This is a genomic window from Sphingomonas pruni NBRC 15498, from assembly GCF_001598455.1.
GTDB lineage: Bacteria > Pseudomonadota > Alphaproteobacteria > Sphingomonadales > Sphingomonadaceae > Sphingomonas > Sphingomonas pruni.
In genome coordinates this window covers 1-21,670 of sequence record NZ_BCYZ01000070.1, presented here as the reverse complement: position 1 = coordinate 21,670, position 21,670 = coordinate 1, and the positions used below count along the sequence as shown (strand labels likewise).

Here is a 21,670-nt window from a genome sequence, read left to right as displayed (position 1 = left end):
CGGCTCCCTCCCTCTCCCACAAGGGGAGAGCGATAAGAAAAAGGCGCGCCACCCGGACGCGCCCCTCCCCTTTTCACCCGAAAGCCGGTTCTCAGAACTTGGTCTTGAGCGTGACGAAAAATTGCTGCGGTGCCCCCACCAGCAGCGTCTGGTTGTCGCCGCGATTGCCGAAGCCGTTCGACCCGATCGTGGCGATATACTTCTTGTCGAACAGGTTGGTGGCGTTGCCCTGTAGTTCGAACTTGCGGCCGTCGATATCGAGATGGACGCCCACCGTCGCGTCGAACAGCACCCGGCCCGGCACCGACTGGTCGTTCTCGTACGTGAAGTAGCGCTTCGACATATAGTTCGCGCCGATCCGCCCGAAGAACAACGTGCCGTCGTAAGTGATTTCGCCCGAGGCGATATGCTTGGGCGCGTCGACCACGGTCTTGCCCGCGGTGTTGGCGATCGCCACCCCCAGCGCGTTGTAGACGTTATCGCGATAAGTCGAGTCGTTATAGGCATAGGACGCGAACAGCCCGAAGCCGTAGGGCAGCTTGACCTGCCCGGTCGCCTCGATGCCGTAGGACCGGACCGAACCGACATTCTGCAGGATCGCCGGGTTGCCGATGATCCCGGCGCCGTTGGCGAACGCGATCAGGCGGTTCTGGAAATCGATATAATAGCCGGCGATCGACCCCGTGAACGGCCCCGACCGCACGCGCGCGCCGAGTTCGTAGGTGTCCGACGTCTCGGGCTTGAGATTGCCGAGATTGTTGAAACCCACCTGCGTCGTCGCGAACGGACCGCCGGTCGCCGAAGCGACGAAGGCGCGAGTCACTTCGGTGAAGCCGCCAAACACTTCCGCCTGGCCGCCGAGCTTGTAGACGAAGCCGGCATGCGGCTGGAACCAGTCGGTGGTCTTGATCTTGCCCTGCGCCAGCCCGCCCGAGACGATGGGCGTGGCGGTCGCGCGGACGTCATAGCCTTTCCAGCCCAGATTGACCGTCAGGTTGCCGAAGGTCAGCTTGTCCTCGACATAATATTGGACGGTATCGGTGTGATACTGGAAATCCCATTGCGTCGCGAACGGATAATCCTGGAAATCGAGGCTGTTGCGGGTCGAGAACAGCCGGCTGTCGAGGCCGTAATAGCGCCGCGCCTGGCGGAAATCGTTGCGCTCGTACCAGCCGCCGACGGTCAGTTCGCCGAACATGCCGAGATCGCCGCCGACCGAGCCGAACACGCCCTTGCGGCGGATATCATATTCGGTGGTGCGGACAGAGATCGGTACGCCCGACGGCGACGGCACGTACGGCGTGAACCAGATGCCCTGGCCATGGTTCGAATGGTAATAGCCCTTCAAGCTCCACTTGATTTTGGAGTCGCCGGAACTCTCGGCCCCGAGCGAAGCCAGATAGTCGTTCCTGAGACCCGCAGCATCGAAATAGGCATCGTCGATCGTACCGATCGGCACGGGAAACACCGTGCCCGCCGCAGGATTCGACGGCGGCAGGCCGGTAATGTCGGACCTGCCATCCCCTCCCGCCGCGCCGGTCGTATTATTGAAATTGTCGATATTGTTGGCGACATCGGCGACCTTGATCGCGAGCGGGAAGTTGTTGCTGATATTGTCCCAGCGCCAGCCGAGGCGGCGGATCATGTCGAGCGACATGTCCTGGTAATCATTCTCGCGGCGCGCCGAAAAATCGAACGTGCCGACCAGCCGGACACCCGGCGTCACCGGCGCGACGAACTTGGCGTTGACCTGGCTCTGGCGCTGCGAGCCCCAGCCCTTCCACTTGTCGGTGTCGGCAAAGGCGTAGGAAACATAGGCCGACGGGCCATTGTCCCCCAGCGTGCCGGTGTCGAGGCGGAAGAAGGCGCGCACCGCATTGTCGCTGCCATAGGTGCCGTTGGCGGTGACGCCGAACGTGTCGGTCGGGTCGGACGAGAAGAATTCGACCGTACCGCCCAGATTGTTGGTCGCCTGGGTTCCGATCGATCCCGCGCCCTGCGACACCCGCGTCTCGCCAATATTCTCCGAGCTGATCGCCCGGCTGATATGGAGGCCGTTGACGTTGCCGTAACTGCCGTCGCCGAGCGGGATGCCGTCGAGCGTGAAGCCAAGCTGGTTCTGGTTGAAGCCGCGGATCGAAACGCGCTCCGACCATTCATAGGCGCCGAACGGGTCGGCCGACTGGAAATTGACGCCGGGCAGTTTGGAAATCGCCTTGAGCGGGCTGGTCCCTGAGGCCAGGATGTCGATATCGGCGGCACCGATCCGCTGCACCTGGCGCGATTCACCCCGGCCGATCACGATGATATCGGTCGTGTCGGCGGCAGGTGCGTTATCGTCAGCCGTCGGCGCCGCGGTCGCGGACTTGTCGTCGGCAACCGGTTTGTCGGCGGCCTGGGCAGCGAGCGACCAGGACAATGCGGTGCCGGCTAGCAGACAGGCGGATACGATGCGGATCATCAAACATTCCCCTTGGGGCTACGTGAATCGTTCCCTCCGGGTCGCGCCTAGGCATGCTGCGTTGCACAATGGCGGCATTTGCGTTGCAGTCCGGAGAAAGGTTCGTGACGGACCCGTGACGATCAAGACGCTAGGGGAGTTACGAATTGCGCCGACGCCCTTGTGTTGCAAAGTTGCAACACTAAATTCGTGACAAGATTCGATCAGGGACGACCAATGAACATCGAAAAATTTACCGACCGCGCCAAGGGCTTCCTGCAATCCGCACTGACCGTCGCGATCCGCATGAACCATCAGCAGATCACGCCCGAACATCTGTTGAAGGCGTTGCTGGAGGACGATCAGGGCTTGGCCGCTGGGTTGATCCAGAAGGCCGGCGGCGACGCGAAAAAGGCGACGAGCGAAACCGACCTCGCTCTGTCCAAGATCCCCGCCGTTTCGGGTTCGGGCGCGCAGACCCAGCCGGGACTCAATAACGATGCCGTGCGCGTGCTCGATCAGGCCGAACAGATCGCGCAGAAGGCCGGCGATTCCTATGTCACCGTCGAGCGGCTGCTCGTCGCGCTGGCGCTCAGCCTCAACACCGCTGCCGGCAAGGCGATCAAGGCGTCGGGTGCGACTCCCGAAGGCATCAACGAAGCGATCAATCAGCTGCGCGGTGGCCGCACCGCCGACACCGCGGGCGCCGAGGATCGTTATGACGCGCTCAAGAAGTTCGCGCGCGATCTGACCGAGGCGGCGCGCGACGGCAAGCTCGATCCAGTGATCGGGCGCGACGAGGAAATCCGCCGCACGATCCAGATCCTGGCGCGCCGCACCAAGAACAACCCCGCGCTGATCGGCGAGCCCGGGGTCGGCAAGACCGCGATCGCCGAGGGCCTGGCGCTGCGCATCGCCAATGGCGACGTGCCCGATACGCTCAAGGACCGTCGTTTGATGGCGCTCGACATGGGGTCGCTGATCGCCGGCGCCAAATATCGCGGCGAGTTCGAGGAGCGGCTGAAGGGCGTGCTCGACGAGGTGAAGGCCGCCGAGGGCGACATCATCCTGTTCATCGACGAAATGCACACGCTGATCGGCGCGGGCAAGACCGATGGCGCGATGGACGCGTCCAACCTGCTCAAGCCCGCGCTGGCGCGTGGCGAGCTGCATTGCGTCGGTGCCACGACGCTCGACGAATATCGCAAATATGTCGAGAAGGACCCGGCCCTGCAGCGGCGGTTCCAGCCGGTGTTCGTCGGCGAACCGACGGTCGAGGACACGATCTCGATCCTGCGCGGGCTCAAGGAGAAATACGAGCTCCACCATGGCGTGCGGATCACCGACGCGGCGTTGGTTTCGGCGGCAACGCTCAGCAACCGCTACATCACCGACCGCTTCCTGCCCGACAAGGCGATCGACCTGATGGACGAGGCGGCGAGCCGGATTCGCATGGAAGTCGAGTCCAAGCCGGAAGAAATCGAGACTCTCGACCGCCGCATCATCCAGCTCAAGATCGAGCGGGAGGCGCTCAAGAAGGAGACCGACGCGGCGTCGAAGGATCGCCTAGCCAACCTCGAAGGCGAACTGGCCAATCTCGAACAGCAGTCGAGCGGGCTGACGCAGCGCTGGCAGGCCGAGAAGGACAAGATCGGCGCCGAGGCCAAGCTCAAGGAACAGCTCGACCAGGCGCGGGTCGCGCTCGAGCAGGCGCAGCGCGCGGGTGACCTCGCCAAGGCCGGCGAGCTTTCCTACGGCACGATCCCGCAGCTCGAAAAGCAACTCGCCGAGGCGCAAGGCTCTACCGAGGGCGCGATGCTGCGCGAGGAAGTCACGGCGGAGGATATTGCCGCAGTGGTCAGCCGCTGGACCGGTATTCCGGTCGACCGGATGATGGAAGGCGAGCGCGAGAAGCTGCTGCAGTTGGAGCAGCAGCTCGGCAAGCGCGTGATCGGCCAGGCCGACGCAGTTCGCGCCGTGTCGACCGCGGTGCGGCGCGCGCGCGCCGGCCTGCAGGATCCCAATCGGCCGCTCGGCAGCTTCCTGTTCCTCGGCCCGACCGGCGTCGGCAAGACCGAACTGACCAAGGCGCTCGCCGAATTCCTGTTCGACGACAGCGCAGCGATGGTTCGCATCGACATGAGCGAGTTCATGGAGAAGCATTCGGTCGCGCGACTGATCGGCGCGCCTCCGGGCTATGTTGGTTATGAGGAAGGCGGCGTTCTAACCGAAGCGGTTCGCCGTCGCCCCTATCAGGTCGTCCTGTTCGACGAGGTGGAAAAGGCGCATGGCGACGTCTTCAACGTCCTGCTCCAGGTGCTGGACGACGGGCGATTGACCGACGGCCAGGGCCGCACGGTCGACTTCACCAACACGATCATCGTGCTGACCTCCAACCTCGGCAGCCAGTTCCTGACGAGCCTGAGCGACGGCGAGAGCGTCGCCTCGGTCGAGCCACAGGTCATGGAAATCGTCCGCAGTCATTTCCGCCCGGAGTTCCTCAACCGGCTGGACGAGATCGTGCTGTTCCACCGATTGGGGCAAAGCGAAATGGCGCCGATCGTCGACATCCAGGTCGAACGGGTCGGCAAATTGCTCGCCGACCGCAAGATTGTGATCGACCTGACCCAGGCGGCGCGCGACTGGCTCGGCCGCGTCGGCTACGACCCGGTCTATGGCGCGCGCCCCCTGAAGCGCGCGGTGCAGCGTTATCTGCAGGACCCGCTCGCCGACCTGATCCTGTCCGGCGGGGTCAAGGACGGGCAGACCGTCAAAGTCGATGAGGGCGATGGTAAGCTGACGCTATCGGTCGCCTGATCGGCGGTCATCGACGGACAAAAAAGGGGCCGCTCCATCGCTGGAGCGGCCCCATTCTTTTGCGCGAGTCCCGGCTTAGAAGCCGAACTTGACGCCCGCCTTCATGTAGCGGCCCAGGATACCCTCGCCACCCTGAATCGGGTTGTACGCATGGGCACCATAGGTGACCGTATCGATCGGGGGCAGGCGATCGGCGAGATTCTGCACCGTCGCATAGAAGGTAAACTTGTCGTTGACCTTCACCTGCCCGGTCAGGTCGACCGTCACATAGGAACTGACCCGGCACGGCAGCGAGCCGTCGTTCAGGCCGCAATCCTTGTAGCCGGTACCCTGATCCATCGCCGACAGGTCGTAGCCATCGAAGTAATTGACCGTTCCGCTCAGCTGGAACTTTCCGATATCCAGCGTCGACGTCCAGGTGCCCTTCCACTTCGGCGTACCCGACCCAGCGGTCAGGTTGAAATTGCCCAGCGTACCGTCATAGCGCTCGACCGTGCCATCGGGGAACTCCGTCTTTAGCTCGAAGATGTAGCTCGCCTCTGCATTGGTCGAGAACCTGATGTTGTCGGAGATATTGAAGTGGGCATTAATGCCGAGGTCCAGACCCGAGGTCTGGAGCGTATTGGCATTGATGAACTCCGACTGCACGAACGCGATACGCGGCAGCGCACCCGGGTGGTTCACATCCGCCACGTCCGGCACGATGTTGTAGCCCGCCGGAATCGCCTGGCCGCTGTAGTAAGCCAGGATCGCGGGAGCGTTGTTCGCCGTCGTGATCACGTTCGTCTTGCGAATATTGTAATATTCAGCCGAGATCGAAACATTCCGGACGGGTTCGAACACCACGCCGCCGGTGAAGCTGCGCGATTTCTCCGGCTTCAGGTTCGGATTAGACAACGATGTCGCACCATAGGACGTCGACCGGATGTAGGTCGGGCAGCTGGAGAAAGTCGCCTGCGAACATCCGTATTGGGCCAGATAGGAATCCGGATAGGTTGCCGAATTGACCGTCACATAACCCGTCGTCGGGAAGGTCGCGTTCGCCTCACCAAAGCTGGGGATGCGGAATCCGCGCGAATACGTTCCCCGTAGCGTGATCTGGCGGATTGGCTTCACAACCAAACCGACCTTCGGAGAGAAGTTGTCGATTCCATTGGGATAACGATCGTAGCGAGCGCCGGCACTAAGCGTGACCGCATCAATGATCGGCGCGTTAAGTTCGCCATAAGCCGACCAGACCGAGCGGCTGCCCTTGGCAGCGAAGCCGTTAAGCGTGAAATACCGCTGAGTCCCACCGTTGATGTCCGAGTTAAGGCTCGGCGCATCGACTGCTTCGTAACGATACCCTACACCGACGGCCAACTGGAGCGGGCCGCCAGGCAGCTGGGCCAGATCACCCGACACGTTGGCATCAACCTGGACCAGGTCCGACGTCGCGACGTTCGAAACGGTCGGTGCCAGATAGTCCCACTGGGCCTGCGAGTTCTTGCTGAGGTCGACGAAGTTGAAGCTGCCATCGTTGATGACATCGAGCAGGTGCTGGATGTAGACGTAACCGGAGCTCTTGCGACGCAGGTCGACGTGCATGGCCGTCGCCGTCACATTATACTGCCAGTTGTCGGTCAGATAGCCCTTCACCCCGAGCGCGCCGCGATAGGCGCGGGTACGCGTTTCGTCATGCGTGATCAGCGGAGCAAGGCGACCGATCAACGCCGCCGTCTGCCCCGAAGCCGCGAACGGATTGTTCGGGTTCAGCGTACCGTTTGCCGCCGTGCAAGCCACGGTCGTGCCGCGCGGGCAGACATAGACCGGAAGCTGCAAAATGGTGTTGTTGCCGTAGTAGGCGATGTTTCCGCGCGTGCTGTAGCGCGGGAAGTAGAACGGCGCCGGCGCATTGGCATAGATGGCGGCCGGAAGCCCGTCACTCTGCACGTCCGTCTGCAGGAAGTTCGCCGACGCGAACAATTCGCCCCGGTCACCAAAACGTGCGGTGAACCGGCCTGAAACGCCAAAGCGCTGGATTTCCGGATTGATGACACCGTAATTCATCGTCTGATCATCCTGACAGACGGTGGTCGGCGCATGGGGATTGTCGGCGAGTTCGCCGGCCGTCAAATTGTAAGCCGAACTACGCTGGCACCCGGCCGAAGCATTGAGCAGCTGATAACGGCCCGCCACCGAGCCATTGGTCGGATCCGCGGCCCCGACGAACAACGTGCTGCCGCCACCGGTCGTGACGGGGCTGAAACCCACGTAATTGCCGTTCGCGTCCAAGCCGTCGATGACGTTGTTCGCGCCCGTTGTCCCATTGTGCGAAAGGCGCGTGTAGTTATCCGAGTTGTACGGATAGGGGCGATCGCTGTTCTTCAGCTGAGCCTGATGGTAATAAAAGCCGCTGATATACGCGTTGTAGCCATCCTTATCGAGATCGCCCATGCCGGCAGTCAACGACAAGCGATATTGCGAACCGTCGCCGCGCTCCGAAATACCGCCTTCCGCGCGGCCGGTGATACCTTTAACCTGCTTCTTGGTGATGATGTTCACCACGCCCGCGATCGCGTCCGCACCATAGGTCGCCGAAGCGCCATCACGCAGGACCTGAACGTTGTCGACGATATCGTCGGGGATCGTGTTCAGATCGACGAAGTTGCGAGTACCATCGTCGGCAAGCGGATAATAAGCCGCGCGCATTCCGTCGAACAGCACCAGGGTCGAATTGGTTGTCAGACCGCGGAGCGAGATCGCCGAAGCACCCGACGCGAAGGCGCCGTTAGCCGAGAAGCTGTTGGTCAGCGCAGGTCCGTTGTTCGCCGCCAGGCGCTGAACGCCTTCTTGCACAGTGCTGATGCCACGTTGGTCAAGGTTTTCGCTGGACAAGGTGGTCACCGGCGACGCGGTGATCTTGCTGCGCAGCAGGGTGCCGGTAACGACGATGTCGCCGGCGGTCGATGCCTGGTCATCCTGCGGTGCAGGTGCCGCAGAAGCATCGGGCGCGGGCGCGGCCGTCTCCTGGGCCAACGCCGGAACGGCGAACAAGGCGGACGCACCAGCGCCGCACAGCATTAGTGCGCGCAAAGCGGCACCTCCGCGGAGCGAGCGCGAAACAGTCGAATTGGTGATCACGTAATAATCCCTTTGCTTGGCCCGTCCGTTCCCCCCTTGCGGTGCGAGCGCTGCCAAGCCCCTACGAACCACCCTCCCAGGCGCGATCGAGGCAGGCGGGCGAGATGACGCCCTCGCCGCCCGCTGTAAAGTCGCCTCTTATCAGTGCGCTAAGTTTGGCGCGGAGCTGTGCCAAATTGGCCACGCTCACCCAATAGACCAGCTTCGGCGAAGTATTCACCTAGGCTACCGGCAAAAAAAGGGCCGCTCCCGAAGGAGCGGCCCCAAATTCGCCGTTCGGCAGATCGACCTAGAAGTCGACCTTCGCGCCGACGCGGAAGTAACGGCCGATGAACAGGCGGTCCGCCCAAGCCGGGTTGAACTGATAGAGGCCATATGCCGCATTCGGTTCGTACGGCGGCTTGTCATTCAGAATGTTCTGAATGTCGGCGTACAGCGTCAACTTCTTGTCGATCTTGGTCTCGATGTGGCCATCGAGATTGAAGGTCGCCCCGGCGCGGCACAATACCGGCGAACCGTCATTGTAGGTCAGGATCTGACCGTTGTCGGCACTGGCTTGGCAGTCGCCATAGACGCCACCGGAGTCCGTCGCCACTTCCGAATAGCCGCTGGTGTAGTAAGCGGTCACGCTGATGCTCGTCGCTTGATTGAACGTCAACGTGTTCTGCCACGTCGCGCGCCAGCGCGGAGCGCCCGAGCACGACGTGATGTTGCAGGCGCCGAGCGAGCCGTCATAGCGGCTGACCGAACTATCTTCGTTGGTCTGCTGCAGACGGATCAACAGCGAGGCGTTGGCCGCCGTCTTCCATTCGAGGCTATTGGTGATCGGGAAGCGTCCGCTGGCCGAGAAGTCGATGCCCTTGGCGAGGAACGAGTCCGCGTTCTTGTACGAACCACCGACGAAGCCGAGTAGCGGCAAGGCGCCTGGATTAGCCTGGTCAGCAACGCCCTTGGTGATCGTGATGCCCGGGACATTAACGACACCGTTGTTGGTGTAATAATCGTTCAGGATATCTTGAGTCACTGACACGGGCACGATCACATTGGTGATCTTAGTCGACCAATAGTCGACCGTGAGCGTGATGCGCTTGGTCGGCTGCAGGACGATGCCGCCGGTGAACGATGTCGCCTTTTCGGGCGAGAGGTTCCGGTTGCCCTCCGAGGTCAGGCCGTACGAATAACCGCCTGAATAATAGCCTGGGTTGCTCGCGTGTGCCGCGCAGAACGCTGTGTACGTCGGCGAAGCGCAGTTGATCGTGCTGTTGACGTAACCCGTGGTCGGCAGCGCGAACGACTCGCTGAAGCTCGGGATACGGAAGCCCTTCGAATAAGTGCTCCGCAGTTTGATCTGCTCGATCGGCTTGAACTCGGCCTCGAACTTCGGCGAGAAGCGGCTCTGACCGGTCGAATAGGAGTCATACGATCCCTCCGCCTTGACCTTCAGGATGTCGAGGATCGGCGCGGTGATTTCGTACCCTGCCGACCAGACGTGACGTTTGCCGTCCACGCCAACCGCGTTGACGCCAAAGTACCGCTGGGTCGGATTGGTGTTGTTCGGCGCATTGGCGCTGGGGTTGTGGATCGCCTCATAGCGGAACTGACCAGTGACCGCGACGTTGAGCGCGCCACCAGGCAAGTTGAACAGATCTTTGTTCACCGCCGCCTGGATCTGCGTCAGCTTCGAGACCGACCGGTTGGAGTTAGGCACGAATATCGCATCGGTCTGCGCCTGGGTGTTCTGCGACAGATCGGTGAAATTATAGGTGCCCTTGGCAATCGCATCCATCAGGCCTTGAAGGTAGATGTAGCCATTGTTCTTCGTCTTCAGAACGACCGACGACACCGTCCCGTTCAGGCTGACATTCCAGCCATCGCCGAACGTACCGTCGATACCGCCGCTCAAACGATAAGTCCTAGTATCCGTGCTCGTCTGGCGCGACACCTGCGGCAGCGCGACCAAACGGGCGAGATTGCCCGCCGCCGCGTACGGGTTGTTCGGATTCAGGGTACCGTTCGCCGCATTACAGCCCGTCGCCATCAGGACGCCGCCTGTAATGGTCGAAGTTCCGGCCGCGCAGACATAGGTTGGCAGGAAGATCTGGCTGACGGTCACGGTGGCGCCGCCGGCCGCGGTCGATCCGGTGAAGCCCTGCGGCCCAGCGTTGTTGCCCGTAGTGGTCGTGTTATAATAATTGGCCATCAAATAAGCCTCGCCGAACGAGCCCAGCTTGGCGGTGATGCGGCCGTTCAAGCCCTTACGGGTAATGTTCGAATTGTAGGCGCGATATTCGTTGACCAAATCTTCCTGGCAGACCGTGCCTGGCGCACTGGGACCAGTGTAATTCTGACCGTTGAATTTGTATCCGGTGATGTTGCCGTTCTTGTCCTTGATCGGCGAATAGGGTGACACGCTGCCGCGCTGTGCGGACGTAAGGGTCACGCTGCCCAAACCGCCACAACCGTTCAGATACGAATAAGGCGCGAGCCCCACCTGTCCGGCCCCATAAGTGTGCGAAACGCCGCCTGGATCAACCAGCGTGACAGGGTCGGTGTTGTAGGGACGGGCCGCCGGCGCACGAGTCGATGCGAAACCGCCATAGCTGCCGTCGGCTTGGATGCCGTTGCGGATACCGTTGAACAAGCAGCCTTGTGCGCTCGTACCACAAATCATACTCTGGTCGGCGGTGTTGAACGGATAACCACGCGAGTTGACGAGCAGCGGGTCGTTCTTCTGATACTCGCCGTTGATATAAACGTTGAAACCCTGGGTATCGAGATCGCCGTAACCGTAGGTTGCGCTAAGGCTGCGCGCGCCGGCATCGCCCTTCTGCGAGATGCCCGCCGCGGCGTTCAGGTGCAGGCCGGTAATCTGACGCTTGACGATGACGTTGATCACGCCCGCGATCGCGTCCGAACCATAGGTCGCCGACGCGCCGTCGAGAAGGGTATCGATGCGATCGACAATCGAGATCGGAATGGTGTTGATGTCGACGAAGTTGCGATAGCCGTCATCGCCCAGCGGGTAGGGCGCGGTGCGCATGCCGTTGAACAGCGTCAGCGTATAGGCGTCGTTGAGACCGCGCAGCGACGGCGCCGAAGCACCGGTGGCGAAACCGAACGACGACCAGCTCGGCGGGGCCGTGCCGGCGTTGTTGGCGGTCAGGAGCTGCAGCGCGTCGGCAACGGTATTCACGCCGCGGTTCTGCAGATCTTCCGCCGTCGTGGTGACGACCGGCGACGCCGTCGCGGCGGCCGGGTTGCGGGAAATCGAGCCCGTAATGATGATGTCGCTGTTCTTGGCATCATCCTGCGGAGCCGCGTTGGTCGAAGCTGCCGCCGGAGCCGGAGCCGGAGTGTCTTGCGCCATCGCCGGCGCGACGAAGAGTGCCGACGCAGCCGCGCCGGCGCCGAGCAGCGTGAGCGCGCGCAGCGCCGTGCTGTCGCGCAACGCATGCGCAAACTTAGAGTGATTGATCACGTAATGTTTCCCTCGCTTGACCCGCGGCCGTGATTTCACGGTCACACGGGGGTTGCCCACCCCTTTGGACGCTATGCGCCCAAGAAGCATGGGGAGAGGGATGAAGCGCACCTTGGGGCGTGTAAAGGCGACATTCAGAAAGGGCGCGGAGTTTTTACCACGCTGTCGCCAAAAAGTCACAACATCTGACGCGCCCGGAAATTTTCGTGCGTGGGAGCACGGATTTGTGAGCGATCGTTATCCTACCCGGCGGCGAGCAAATTGCGCCCGCCGCCGGAAGAGGACTCCATCAGAACTTGAAGTTCGCCCCCGCGCTGAACTTGCGGCCGACGACGCCGGCATAATGCCAGGTGGTCAGGAAGTTCGGCGCGCTGCCATAAGCCGCGGCCGCCAGTGGCGCTCGGGCGTTGAACAGGTTGCCGACATTGGTAAAGAAAGTGAACTTGTCGTTGACCCGCACGGATGCGTTCAAATCGACATTGATAAACGAGTTGATGTAGCAGAAGCGCGGATCGGTGTTCTGCGGCGCCGATCGCGTATAGAGATTGCCGTGCGCGCAATCGAGCGGCAGGCCCTGATCCTCCGACACCGCCTTGATCTTGCCGACGTAGTAAGCCGTCGCCGAGAGTGACCACGGCCCATATTCGACCGTGCTCTGCCAATTGCCGCGCCAGTCCGGCGTTCCGTTACCCGACGACAGATCGTACGGTCCGAGCGTACCCGCGTAATGCTGCACGCCGGTGGCGGTATGCAGGTCATATTTGAAGATATGCGTGACTTCGACCTTGCTGGTGAAACGGAAGTCGCCCGCCGAGAACTTGATCGCCGCCGACGCGTCGATACCGCTGGTGATCGCGAAGTTGGCGTTGACCCACGGCACGTTCAGGATGAGCAGGCGCGGCAGAGCAGTCGGGTAGAGCGGGTCGACAGCATCGACCACGTTGCACGAATAGCCCGCGCCCACCGCGGCAACCGCCGCGCAAGCCGCAGTCGCGTTGGCCGCAGCGTAATAGGCGCTAACCGCCGCGCCCGTCAGCGGTCCGCCGACGATCAGGTTCGACTTCTTGACGTTGTAATAGTCGACCGTGGCGCTGAACCATTTGACCGGCTGGAAGATCGTACCGACGGTGAAGCTGCGCGACGTTTCCGGTTGCAGGTTCGGGTTGCCGGCATAGCCACGGCCGAGCGAATATTGCGAATTGTAGGGGTTGCCGTTGGCGCTGCACGACGCCGTGGTGCCCGTCCCGCCATGACTCAAGATGAAGCTGCACGGCGGCGTCGTGCTGACGAAGCCCGCATATTGGCTGTTGGGTCCGGATTCGGCGAAGGTCGGCGCCCGGAACCCTTGCGAATAGGTGCCCCGGATCGCGAACTCCTTGATCGGAGTCAGCTTGAACCCGACCTTCGGCGAGAAGTGGCTGAAGCCTTCCGAATAATGGTCGTATCGGCCCGACACGTTGATATCGAGAATATCGAGGACCGGCGCGTCGAGTTCGAAATAGCCCGCCCAAACGGTGTGCTTGCCGAACGCCGAGGAGGTGGTCAGGCCGTACGTATCGAGCGCTGCGTTCTGATTGCGGTTGATCAACTTCTCGTTACGCACCTGGCCGCCGACCGCGAATTGCAACGGCCCGCCCGGCAGATCGAACAGCTTCTTCGAGACAGACGCATCGAGCGAATACATCTGCGAATAAGACGGCGTCACCTTGTCGGGGGCGATCGCGTTGCGCACGGCGTCGGTATTCGCCGACGGATTGACGAAATTATACGAGCCCGTGTTGATCGCCTTCATCAACCCGGCGATGTTGAGCAGCCCGTGCTGCGTAATCCGCAGGTCGTCGCGAGCATATACGCCATCGATCTTCCAATCGAAGCCACTGAAGCTGCCGTTCAGGCCGGTCGCAACGCGTGCGACTTCATTGACGCGGTCGCTGCCCGCCTTGATGTCGCCGAACAGGTAATAGATGCGTGCCGCGCCCTGCGTCGGATTGGCGGCATAGGCGGCGGCATACGGGTTGTTCGGATTGAGTTGACGGCTGGGGTCGGTCGCGCAATTGACGCCCGATGCGCAGATGTAGACCGGCAGCACGATGCCTGGATTGCTAGACGCGATCGCCGGGGCGCCACCAAAGGGTTGCGTCTGGCGGATCGCCGACGGGAAGGCGCTGGTGATGCTGACGAAGTCACGGCTGTAACTGCCCATGACATAGGCTTCGACATTCTCCGCCAGCCTGACGCTGAACTTGCCGGTGAACGAATATCGTTCCTGTTTCGGCTGAATCTGGCGATAGAGATCGGTCAGGTCGTACTTGCAGCCCGTACCTTGCGCGCCACCGCTGGTGATAGCGTAGGTCCCGCCGGCGCAATTCGCGATGCCGAGAGCAAGATACTGATTGGTCAGCGGCGATCCGGCCTGGCCCGACAGCGGGTTATTCAGGTCGGTTTGGCCGACCCGCGTAACATATGCGGTCGGCGTATTGGCCGTCAGCGTATCATCGGCAGTGTTGTTGTCGCGGCCGCCGACCGGACGCAAATCCTGCGTATTATACGGGAAACCACGGCTGTGGTTCGAGATGCGGCCGTCCCATTGGTACTCGCCGTTGAGGTAGAAATTCCACCCCTTCGTCTCATAGTCGCCGATCCCGGCGGTCAGCTCGGCACGGTAGCGCGAGCCGTCGCCCTTTTCGGTGGTGCCGCCCTGAATGCTACCCTCGAGCCCAGTGAACTGCTTCTTGAGGAAGATGTTCACCACGCCGCCGATGGCGTCCGCGCCGTAGATCGACGAGGCGCCGTCCTTGAGTACCTGGACACGGTCGATCAGACTGAATGGGATCGAGTTGAGGTCGACATAGGCGTTATGGCCATCGTCGTTGATCGGGAAGTTAGCCGAGCGAAGACCGTTGATCAGCACCAGCGTCGACGAGACGCCCAGACCGCGCAGTGACACCGCCGAACCGCCAGCCGAGAACCCAGTCTGGAATCCGGTGCCGATCGAGCCTGCACTGTCGGCAGAGATCGAGCGAATGGCATCGGAGACGTTGGTGATGCCCGCCTTGGCCAGGCTGTCGGACGTCAGCACGGTGACCGGCGACGGGGTTTCGGTATCGGTGCGACGGAACAACGTGCCGGTGACGACGATATCCTGTTGCTGGTCGTCGGTGGACGCGACGTCGGTCGCCGGCGTCGCCGGCTTGTCCTGCGCAGCAGCCGGCGCAGCCGCAAGCAACAGGCCGAGCGGCGCGGCAGTCGCGAGCAGGCGGTTGCGATGCGCGTTCTGGAAAATGGCCATTAAGTGAAACCCCATTTACAGGGGGTCAGCCCCGCGCGCCGTCAGTTTGCCGCGCGCAGGATAACATCCCCATCGATTGTGACCGTAAGCCCTCCAGCACCGGTCGATGGGCCGTGGTTAAGGCCGAAACGGGCATTGTAAAGATTCCATGCAGGCTCGAACCAGCTTTTGGAATCAATGCGTAACCAGTTTGCCACAAAGGGTCAGTGTTGGTGCCTTATTTCACTAAGGCAGTAGCGATTATTCCCTTGCCGGCATCGCCCCCGCCACCAGCAACGGATCAATCTTCGCGTTGCGCCAGCGCAGGCTCCAGTGGAGGTGCGCGCCGGTCACGCGCCCGGTCGCGCCGGAATATGCGACCAATTGGCCCCGCTTCACCGCCTGCCCCGGCATCACCACGATGCGCGACAAATGCATCAGCGCGCTGTTGAGGCCCATGCCATGGTCGATCATCAACAGATTGCCTTCGAGCAGGAACGGATGATCGGATGCCAGGATGACGACACCGTCAGCCGGTGCCAGCACCGGGGTTCCCGTCGGCACCGCGACATCGGTGCCCGAATGATACGATCCTGCCTCGCCGTTGCGGTAGATGCGCTGCGATCCGAACAGGGTCGAGATACGCCCGGTCGCCGGCCACATGAACGGTTGGCGCCACCCCATCGCCCCGGTGTCCTGCCGCCGCGCGGCGTTGATCTGGTCGATCTCGGCCGGGCGCAGTTTCTCGAACTCGGGCATCGGTACCGGATATTTCGGCAAGGTCGATAGCCGCGAGATGTTCCAGGCACGCGGATTGATCGTCAGCGTGCGCGTGACGGTCCGCCCGTCGTCCAGCGTCGCGGTCACCGTCGCCACCGGCCCGGCATCGCGGTCGAACGCGATCACGAAGCGGCCATCGGGCGCCACCGGCACCTCGTCGCCGTTGAAGCTGACGCGTCGGGTTCCGGGGGGCGCGGTGCCGATCAACAGGCCACCTTGGATCATGCTGCCCTGAAAGCTGAAATCGCCGAGCGGAACCGCCGGCATGCGCGGTGCGGGCGGCGGCGGTGTGGTCACGACGACGGGAGCCGGGCGCGCGGCCGGCGGCAAGCCGGGCTCGACGCAGCTGCCCAGCGCGGTCATCGCGGCGAGGCCCAGAACCCAGCGCCGCGCGCGTCTCACTTGCGTCCTTCGACCTCTAGCGCGAGCTCGGCGCTGGCATAGGCTTCCTGCCGCGCGACGCTCCAATAGCGCAGATCGTCGAGCGCGATCGGCACGCCCGATATCGCGCAGGTGACATGGCCACCGGGGACCAGCACCCGAAAACCATTGGCCATATAATGGAGGCGCGCCGGCCGATCGGTATTGGACATCAGCATTGCAGCGATCCTCGAAATCTCAAAAAAAAAATTCAGGCCAGCCGGGCCGTGGTTACAGCAAAGTCGGCTGGTCGGGCTTGTCCTTTACATATGCCTTGCCACCCGCTCCCTCAACCCGCGCCGCGACATCGCCATCGCCGAAATGGAGCACCAACGCTCCGGCCTTGCGCGCCGCCGCCGCGCTGGTCAGCACGCCACCCGCCTTCGCCTCGACCCAGGCATAGCCGCGGTCGAGCACATGGCTGGGGTTGAGCGCCTCGACCAGCTTCCAGGCGCCCGCCAGCCGATCGCGCGCCGCGGAGAGACGTTGCGCCAACATCGCCGGCCGCAACGCCCCCGCACTACGATCGAGCTGGCCGCGCGCCAGGGTAATGCGCCGTTCGAGCGCACGATCGAGCCGCTGCGCATTGTCGTCGGCGCGCTGGCGCTGCGGCCCGAGCAACGCATCGCGCTTGGGCAGCAACCGTGCCAAGGCGTCGGTTCGTTCGCGCCCGCGCTCGACATAGCGCCTGGCGCAGCGCTCGGCGCGGTGCGCGTACGAATCGAGGCCCAATCGCAAATCGGCGAGCACCGGCACCGCGATCTCGGCCGCCGCGGTCGGCGTCGGCGCGCGCAGGTCGGCGGCATAGTCGGACAGGCTGGTATCGGTCTCGTGGCCGACCGCCGAGATCAACGGGATCGAACACGCTGCAATCGCGCGCACCACGACCTCCTCGTTGAACGCCCAAAGATCCTCGACCGATCCGCCGCCGCGCGCGACGATGACGAGGTCGGGACGCGGCACCAGCCCGCCCGGCGCGATGGCATCGAACCCGGCGATCGCCGCGGCGACGTCGCGCGCGGCGCCGTCGCCCTGTACCTTGACCGGCCACACCACGACATGCGTCGGACAGCGATCCGCGAGACGGTGCAGGATGTCGCGGATCACAGCGCCGGTCGGCGAAGTGACCACGCCGATCACTTTCGGCATGAACGGCAGCTGTTTCTTGCGTCCCTGGTCGAACAGCCCTTCCGCGCCCAGTTGCGCCTTGAGCTTTTCGAGCAGCGCCATCAGCGCGCCCTCGCCCGCCAATTCCATGCGATCGATCACGATCTGATATTTGGAGCGGCCGGGATAAGTGGTCAGCTTGCCGCTCGCGATCACCTCGATCCCGTCCTGCGGGCTGAACGGGATCAGCGCGGCCTGCCCTTTCCACATCACGCCATCGATGACGGCCTGGTCATCCTTCAGGCTCAGATAGCAATGGCCGGAGGCGGCGCGCTTCCATCCCGAAATCTCGCCGCGCAGACGCACGCGGCCGAATTCGCCCTCGACCATCCGCTTGAGGCGTCCCGACAGTTCGGACACGCTTTCGGCGGCGGAATTGTCGCCGGGCATGGCCTCGGCTACCAGCCGCGGCGAATCTTCTGGAAAAGGGTCGGGCATGAACGTCCTGCTGATCGGATCGGGTGGGCGCGAACATGGCCTCGCGTGGAAGCTGGCGCAATCGCCGCTGCTCACCAAACTCTACGCCGCACCCGGCAATCCGGGCATAGCGGAAAGTGCCGAGCTCGTCGCGATCGACGTGACCGATCATGACGCGGTGGTGGATTTCTGCCGCACGCACCTGGTGGAGTTGGTCGTGGTCGGCCCCGAAGCGCCGTTGGTCGCCGGGATCGGCGACGATCTTCGCGCCGCCGGATTCGCGGTGTTCGGCCCGGACAAGGCGCCGGCCCAGCTCGAAGGATCGAAGGCATTCACCAAGGCTTTGTGCGACCGCGCCAACATCCCGACCGCGGGCTATCGCGCCGTCCACTCGCTGGAAGAGGCTCGCGCCGCGCTCGCCGCGTTCGGCGCGCCGGTCGTAGTGAAGGCCGACGGGCTGGCCGCCGGCAAAGGAGTCATCGTGGCGATGACCACCGCCGAAGCCGAAGACGCGGTCGAGGCATTGTTCGCCGAGCCGGGCGCCAGCGCGGTGATCGAAGAATTCCTCGAGGGCGAGGAAGTCAGCTTGTTCGTGCTGACCGACGGCCGCGCGATGGTCGCGTTCGGATCGGCCCAGGACCACAAGCGCGTCGGCGACGGCGATACCGGGCCCAATACCGGCGGCATGGGCGCCTATAGTCCGGCCCGCGTGCTGACGCCCGACCTCGAAGCGCAAGCGCTCCGCGAGATCGTCGCACCGACCATCGCCACGCTGGCGGCGGAAGGCATGCCCTATTCGGGCGTGCTCTATGCCGGGTTGATGCTGACCGCCGATGGTCCCAAGCTGATCGAATATAATGCCCGCTTCGGCGACCCCGAATGCCAGGTGTTGATGATGCGGCTCGACAGCGACCTGTTGCCGCTGCTGCTGGCCATCGCGCAAGGTCGGTTGGCCGAGGCGCCCGTCCCCGTCTTCAGCGACGATGTCGCGCTGACCGTGGTGATGGCCGCGGCAGGATATCCCGGCACGCCTGAGACCGGCGGCGCGATCGGTGGGATTGATGCTGCCGAACAAGCAGGCGCGAAGGTCTTCCAGGCCGGCACCAAGCTTGTCGACGGGCGGTTGGTGGCGGCGGGCGGACGCGTTCTCGCGGTGACCGCGCGTGGCGAAGATGTGCGCACGGCGCAGGACGCGGCCTATCGCGCGGTCGACGCCATCGATTTCCCCACAGGCTTCTGCCGCCGCGACATCGGCTGGCGCGAGGTCGCGCGAGAGGGCTGACGGCGGCCGCGATAAAGGCGGGAGGCCGCCCGATCCCGGTCACTGGCGAAACGTCGGCCGTCCCTTTAGGATAGCCGGCTTTCGTCGTTCGGGAATTTGTTCATGGACTCCACCAACCCGCCACCGGTCGGCGCCGCCGCCTATCTCTTCCAGGACTGGACGGTGATCGTGCTGATCGTGATCGCGCTGTTCGCCGCACTCGTGATCGCCGGCATGATCTGGGGCCAGAAAAAGGCTGCCGAACGACATCGCGTCGAGGAAGCGGCGGAGGAACGTGCCGAGGAAGCGGGCGTCGGCCTGCCCCCCGCACCGCCGCCAGCGACGATGGCGGCCGATACCGCGCTGCCTCCCGAAGAACCACGCCCCGAGCCGGAGCCCGCGCAGCAAGTCCCACCGGAAGCAACGCGCGACGCGGAGCCGCAGCCGCTGGCCGCGCGCGAGCTTGCCCCCGAGCCGATCCCGGCGCCGGCGTTGGAACCTGAGACGGTCGCCGAAACGCCCGAACCGGCGAAACAGCCCGGGCCGGCTGCCGAGGCATCGGCAGAGGCGGTCGAGAAAGAGCCGGAGCCCGTTAGCGAGCCTCAGCCCACCGTTGAGGCATCGGCGGAGCCGGCCGCGCCGCCGCCCGCTCCACCGGAAACTGAGCCGGTGCCGGCACCCCCCGAGCCTGCCACGCCCTTGCCCTCGCCGGCGACACCGGTCGCGGCGGCCGCCGCGTCTGACGGCGAGGCGCTGGCGCTCACCACGGTCAAGGGGCTCGGCCCGAAGGTCGCGGCGATGCTGGCGGAACGCGGCATCACCCGCGTCGACCAACTCGCCGCGCTATCGCCCGACGAGGCGTCCGCGCTCGACTTGCAGCTGGGCGCGTTCACCGGCCGAATGGCCCGCGATCGCTGGATCGAGCAAGCGAAGCTGCTCGCCGCGGGGGAAACCGCCGCATACGAAGCGGAATTCGGCAAGCTGGGTTAGAGAGAGGTCAGGGCGCCGTTGTCGCGTGAGCCCTGATCAGGTCACTCGTCCCGCGCCCGCGACACCAGCAATTTGTCGATCCGACGGCCGTCGAGATCGACCACCTCGAACCGCCACCCTTGTTCGACGATGCTCTCGCCTTCCTGCGGCAGGCGCTTGAACACCCCCAGAACGAGACCGGCGGCGGTCGCGTAATCGCGATCGTCGGGCAGATTGAGGTCGAGCTTTTCGGCGACGAGATCGGCCGAGGCAGATCCCGCGACCAGATAGCTGCCATCCTCGCGCTGGACGAAGTCGGGGCTCTGGTGCGGGTCGGTATCGGACGCGAACGCCCCGGCGATGGCCGCAAGCAGGTCGGCCGGCGTCACGATCCCCTCGAAATGCCCGTATTCGTCGTGGATCAATGCCATCGGCACCTCGGCACGCCGCAACCGCACCAAGGCATCCATCGCGTCGAGCTGATCGATCACGATCGGCGCCGAGCGCACCAGCTCGCGCAGGTCGAGCCGCTCGCCGCGGATCGCCGCGGCGACGATGTCGCGCGCCTGGACCACACCGATCACCGCGTCGACCGATCCTTCTCCGACCGGCAGTCGCGTGTGCGGCGAAGTCGCGAGCTTTTCGCGGATGCCGGCATCGTCGAGTCCGATATCGAGCCAGTCTACTTCAGTCCGCGGCGTCATCACTTCGCGTACAGGGCGGTCGGCGAGCCGTACCACGCCCGAAATGATCGACCGCTCATGCTCCTCGATCACGCCCGATTTGGACGCTTCGGCGACGATCAGATGGAGTTCCTCGGCCGTGACCTGATCCTCGCTTTCGCGGCTCAGGCCGATCAGCCGGAATAGCAAGGCGCTGGTCGAATCGAGCAGCCAGACGAGCGGCGCCGCGATCCGCGCGAGCCACGTCATCGGCAATGCCATCACCGCCGCGATCGGCTCGGGCGAGCGCAAGGCAATCTGCTTGGGCACGAGTTCACCGACGATCAGCGAGAGAAACGTCGTCAGGCCGATCACCAGCACGAAGCCGGCCTTATCGGCGAATTCGCTGCTCCACCCGAACCAGTGCTGCAGGCGGAGCGCGGTCGGACCGCCGAGCGCTTCGCCCGAATAGGCGCCCGAGATCACTGCGATCAGCGTGATACCGACCTGGACCGTCGACAGGAACTTGCCGGGATCGGCCGCCAGGTTGATTGCTGCCCGCGCGCCCCGACTGCCGGTCCGCGCCATCGCCTCCAGCCGCGCCTTGCGCGATGAGGCGATGGCCAGCTCGCTCATCGCGAACACCCCGTTCACCGCGACGAGCACGAGGATGATGACGACGTCAATCCAGGGATAGGGCGCGGGCGGCGGGGGCAAGGTCATGATGTATCACCTGCCTACACGCGGGCGGGAAGGTCGCGCAACATGGTGCGTCGCGCGAAGCAAACGCATTCCCCTCCCGCTCGCGGGAGGGGTTAGGGGAGGGCATGTCCTAAGGGTGCCTCGCGGAACACGCCCCCCCCCCCCC

The 21,670-nt window shown here is 63.7% G+C and carries 12 protein-coding genes; 3 read left to right on the top strand and 9 right to left on the bottom strand.

Going from position 1 to position 21,670, the window contains the following annotated elements:
- Window positions 1-91 precede the first annotated feature (91 nt).
- Complete coding sequence (locus SPR01S_RS17265; protein ID WP_169803459.1) at window positions 92-2,461, bottom strand: TonB-dependent receptor; 2,370 nt, start codon at window positions 2,459-2,461, stop codon at window positions 92-94.
- A gap of 216 nt (window positions 2,462-2,677) precedes the next feature.
- On the opposite strand from SPR01S_RS17265, the gene clpB reads away from it, so the two are divergent.
- On the top strand, window positions 2,678-5,257 hold the full coding sequence (gene clpB / locus SPR01S_RS17260; RefSeq protein ID WP_066591708.1) for an ATP-dependent chaperone ClpB: 2,580 nt from the start codon (window positions 2,678-2,680) through the stop codon (window positions 5,255-5,257).
- Window positions 5,258-5,332: 75 nt separating this feature from the next.
- Here clpB and SPR01S_RS17255 read toward each other — a convergent pair whose 3' ends face one another.
- The 7 genes from SPR01S_RS17255 to xseA form a co-directional block, all read right to left on the bottom strand.
- Window positions 5,333-8,377, bottom strand: a complete 3,045-nt coding sequence (locus tag SPR01S_RS17255; RefSeq protein WP_439646752.1) for a TonB-dependent receptor plug domain-containing protein — start codon at window positions 8,375-8,377, stop codon at window positions 5,333-5,335.
- Window positions 8,378-8,441: 64 nt separating this feature from the next.
- Window positions 8,442-8,600, bottom strand: a complete 159-nt coding sequence (locus SPR01S_RS21700) for a hypothetical protein (RefSeq protein WP_157082320.1) — start codon at window positions 8,598-8,600, stop codon at window positions 8,442-8,444.
- Between the two features lie 69 nt (window positions 8,601-8,669).
- A complete protein-coding gene (locus tag SPR01S_RS17250) occupies window positions 8,670-11,858 on the bottom strand; it encodes a TonB-dependent receptor domain-containing protein (RefSeq protein WP_245662070.1) in 3,189 nt (1,062 codons plus the stop codon).
- Window positions 11,859-12,147: 289 nt separating this feature from the next.
- The gene (locus tag SPR01S_RS17245; protein ID WP_174531907.1) at window positions 12,148-15,147 is read right to left on the bottom strand and encodes a TonB-dependent receptor domain-containing protein; all 3,000 of its coding nucleotides are present in this window, start codon (window positions 15,145-15,147) and stop codon (window positions 12,148-12,150) included.
- 240 nt (window positions 15,148-15,387) lie between these two features.
- Entirely contained in the window at window positions 15,388-16,269 is an 882-nt protein-coding gene (locus tag SPR01S_RS17240; RefSeq protein ID WP_500808176.1) for a peptidoglycan DD-metalloendopeptidase family protein, read from the bottom strand.
- Window positions 16,270-16,304: 35 nt separating this feature from the next.
- A complete protein-coding gene (locus tag SPR01S_RS17235; protein WP_066591695.1) occupies window positions 16,305-16,505 on the bottom strand; it encodes a DUF2093 domain-containing protein in 201 nt (66 codons plus the stop codon).
- Between the two features lie 52 nt (window positions 16,506-16,557).
- Entirely contained in the window at window positions 16,558-17,931 is a 1,374-nt protein-coding gene (gene xseA / locus SPR01S_RS17230) for an exodeoxyribonuclease VII large subunit (RefSeq protein ID WP_066591694.1), read from the bottom strand.
- Here xseA and purD point away from each other — a divergent pair.
- Together purD and SPR01S_RS17220 are read left to right on the top strand one after the other, a co-directional pair.
- Window positions 17,930-19,192, top strand: coding sequence for a phosphoribosylamine--glycine ligase (gene purD, locus SPR01S_RS17225; RefSeq protein ID WP_066591692.1), 1,263 nt, complete (start codon window positions 17,930-17,932; stop codon window positions 19,190-19,192). The two genes, xseA and purD, sit on opposite strands and share 2 nt — an antisense overlap.
- Window positions 19,193-19,294: 102 nt before the next feature.
- The gene (locus SPR01S_RS17220) at window positions 19,295-20,161 is read left to right on the top strand and encodes a helix-hairpin-helix domain-containing protein (protein ID WP_066591689.1); all 867 of its coding nucleotides are present in this window, start codon (window positions 19,295-19,297) and stop codon (window positions 20,159-20,161) included.
- Between the two features lie 41 nt (window positions 20,162-20,202).
- Here SPR01S_RS17220 and SPR01S_RS17215 read toward each other — a convergent pair whose 3' ends face one another.
- Window positions 20,203-21,525, bottom strand: a complete 1,323-nt coding sequence (locus tag SPR01S_RS17215) for a hemolysin family protein (RefSeq protein ID WP_439646751.1) — start codon at window positions 21,523-21,525, stop codon at window positions 20,203-20,205.
- Window positions 21,526-21,670 lie beyond the last annotated feature (145 nt).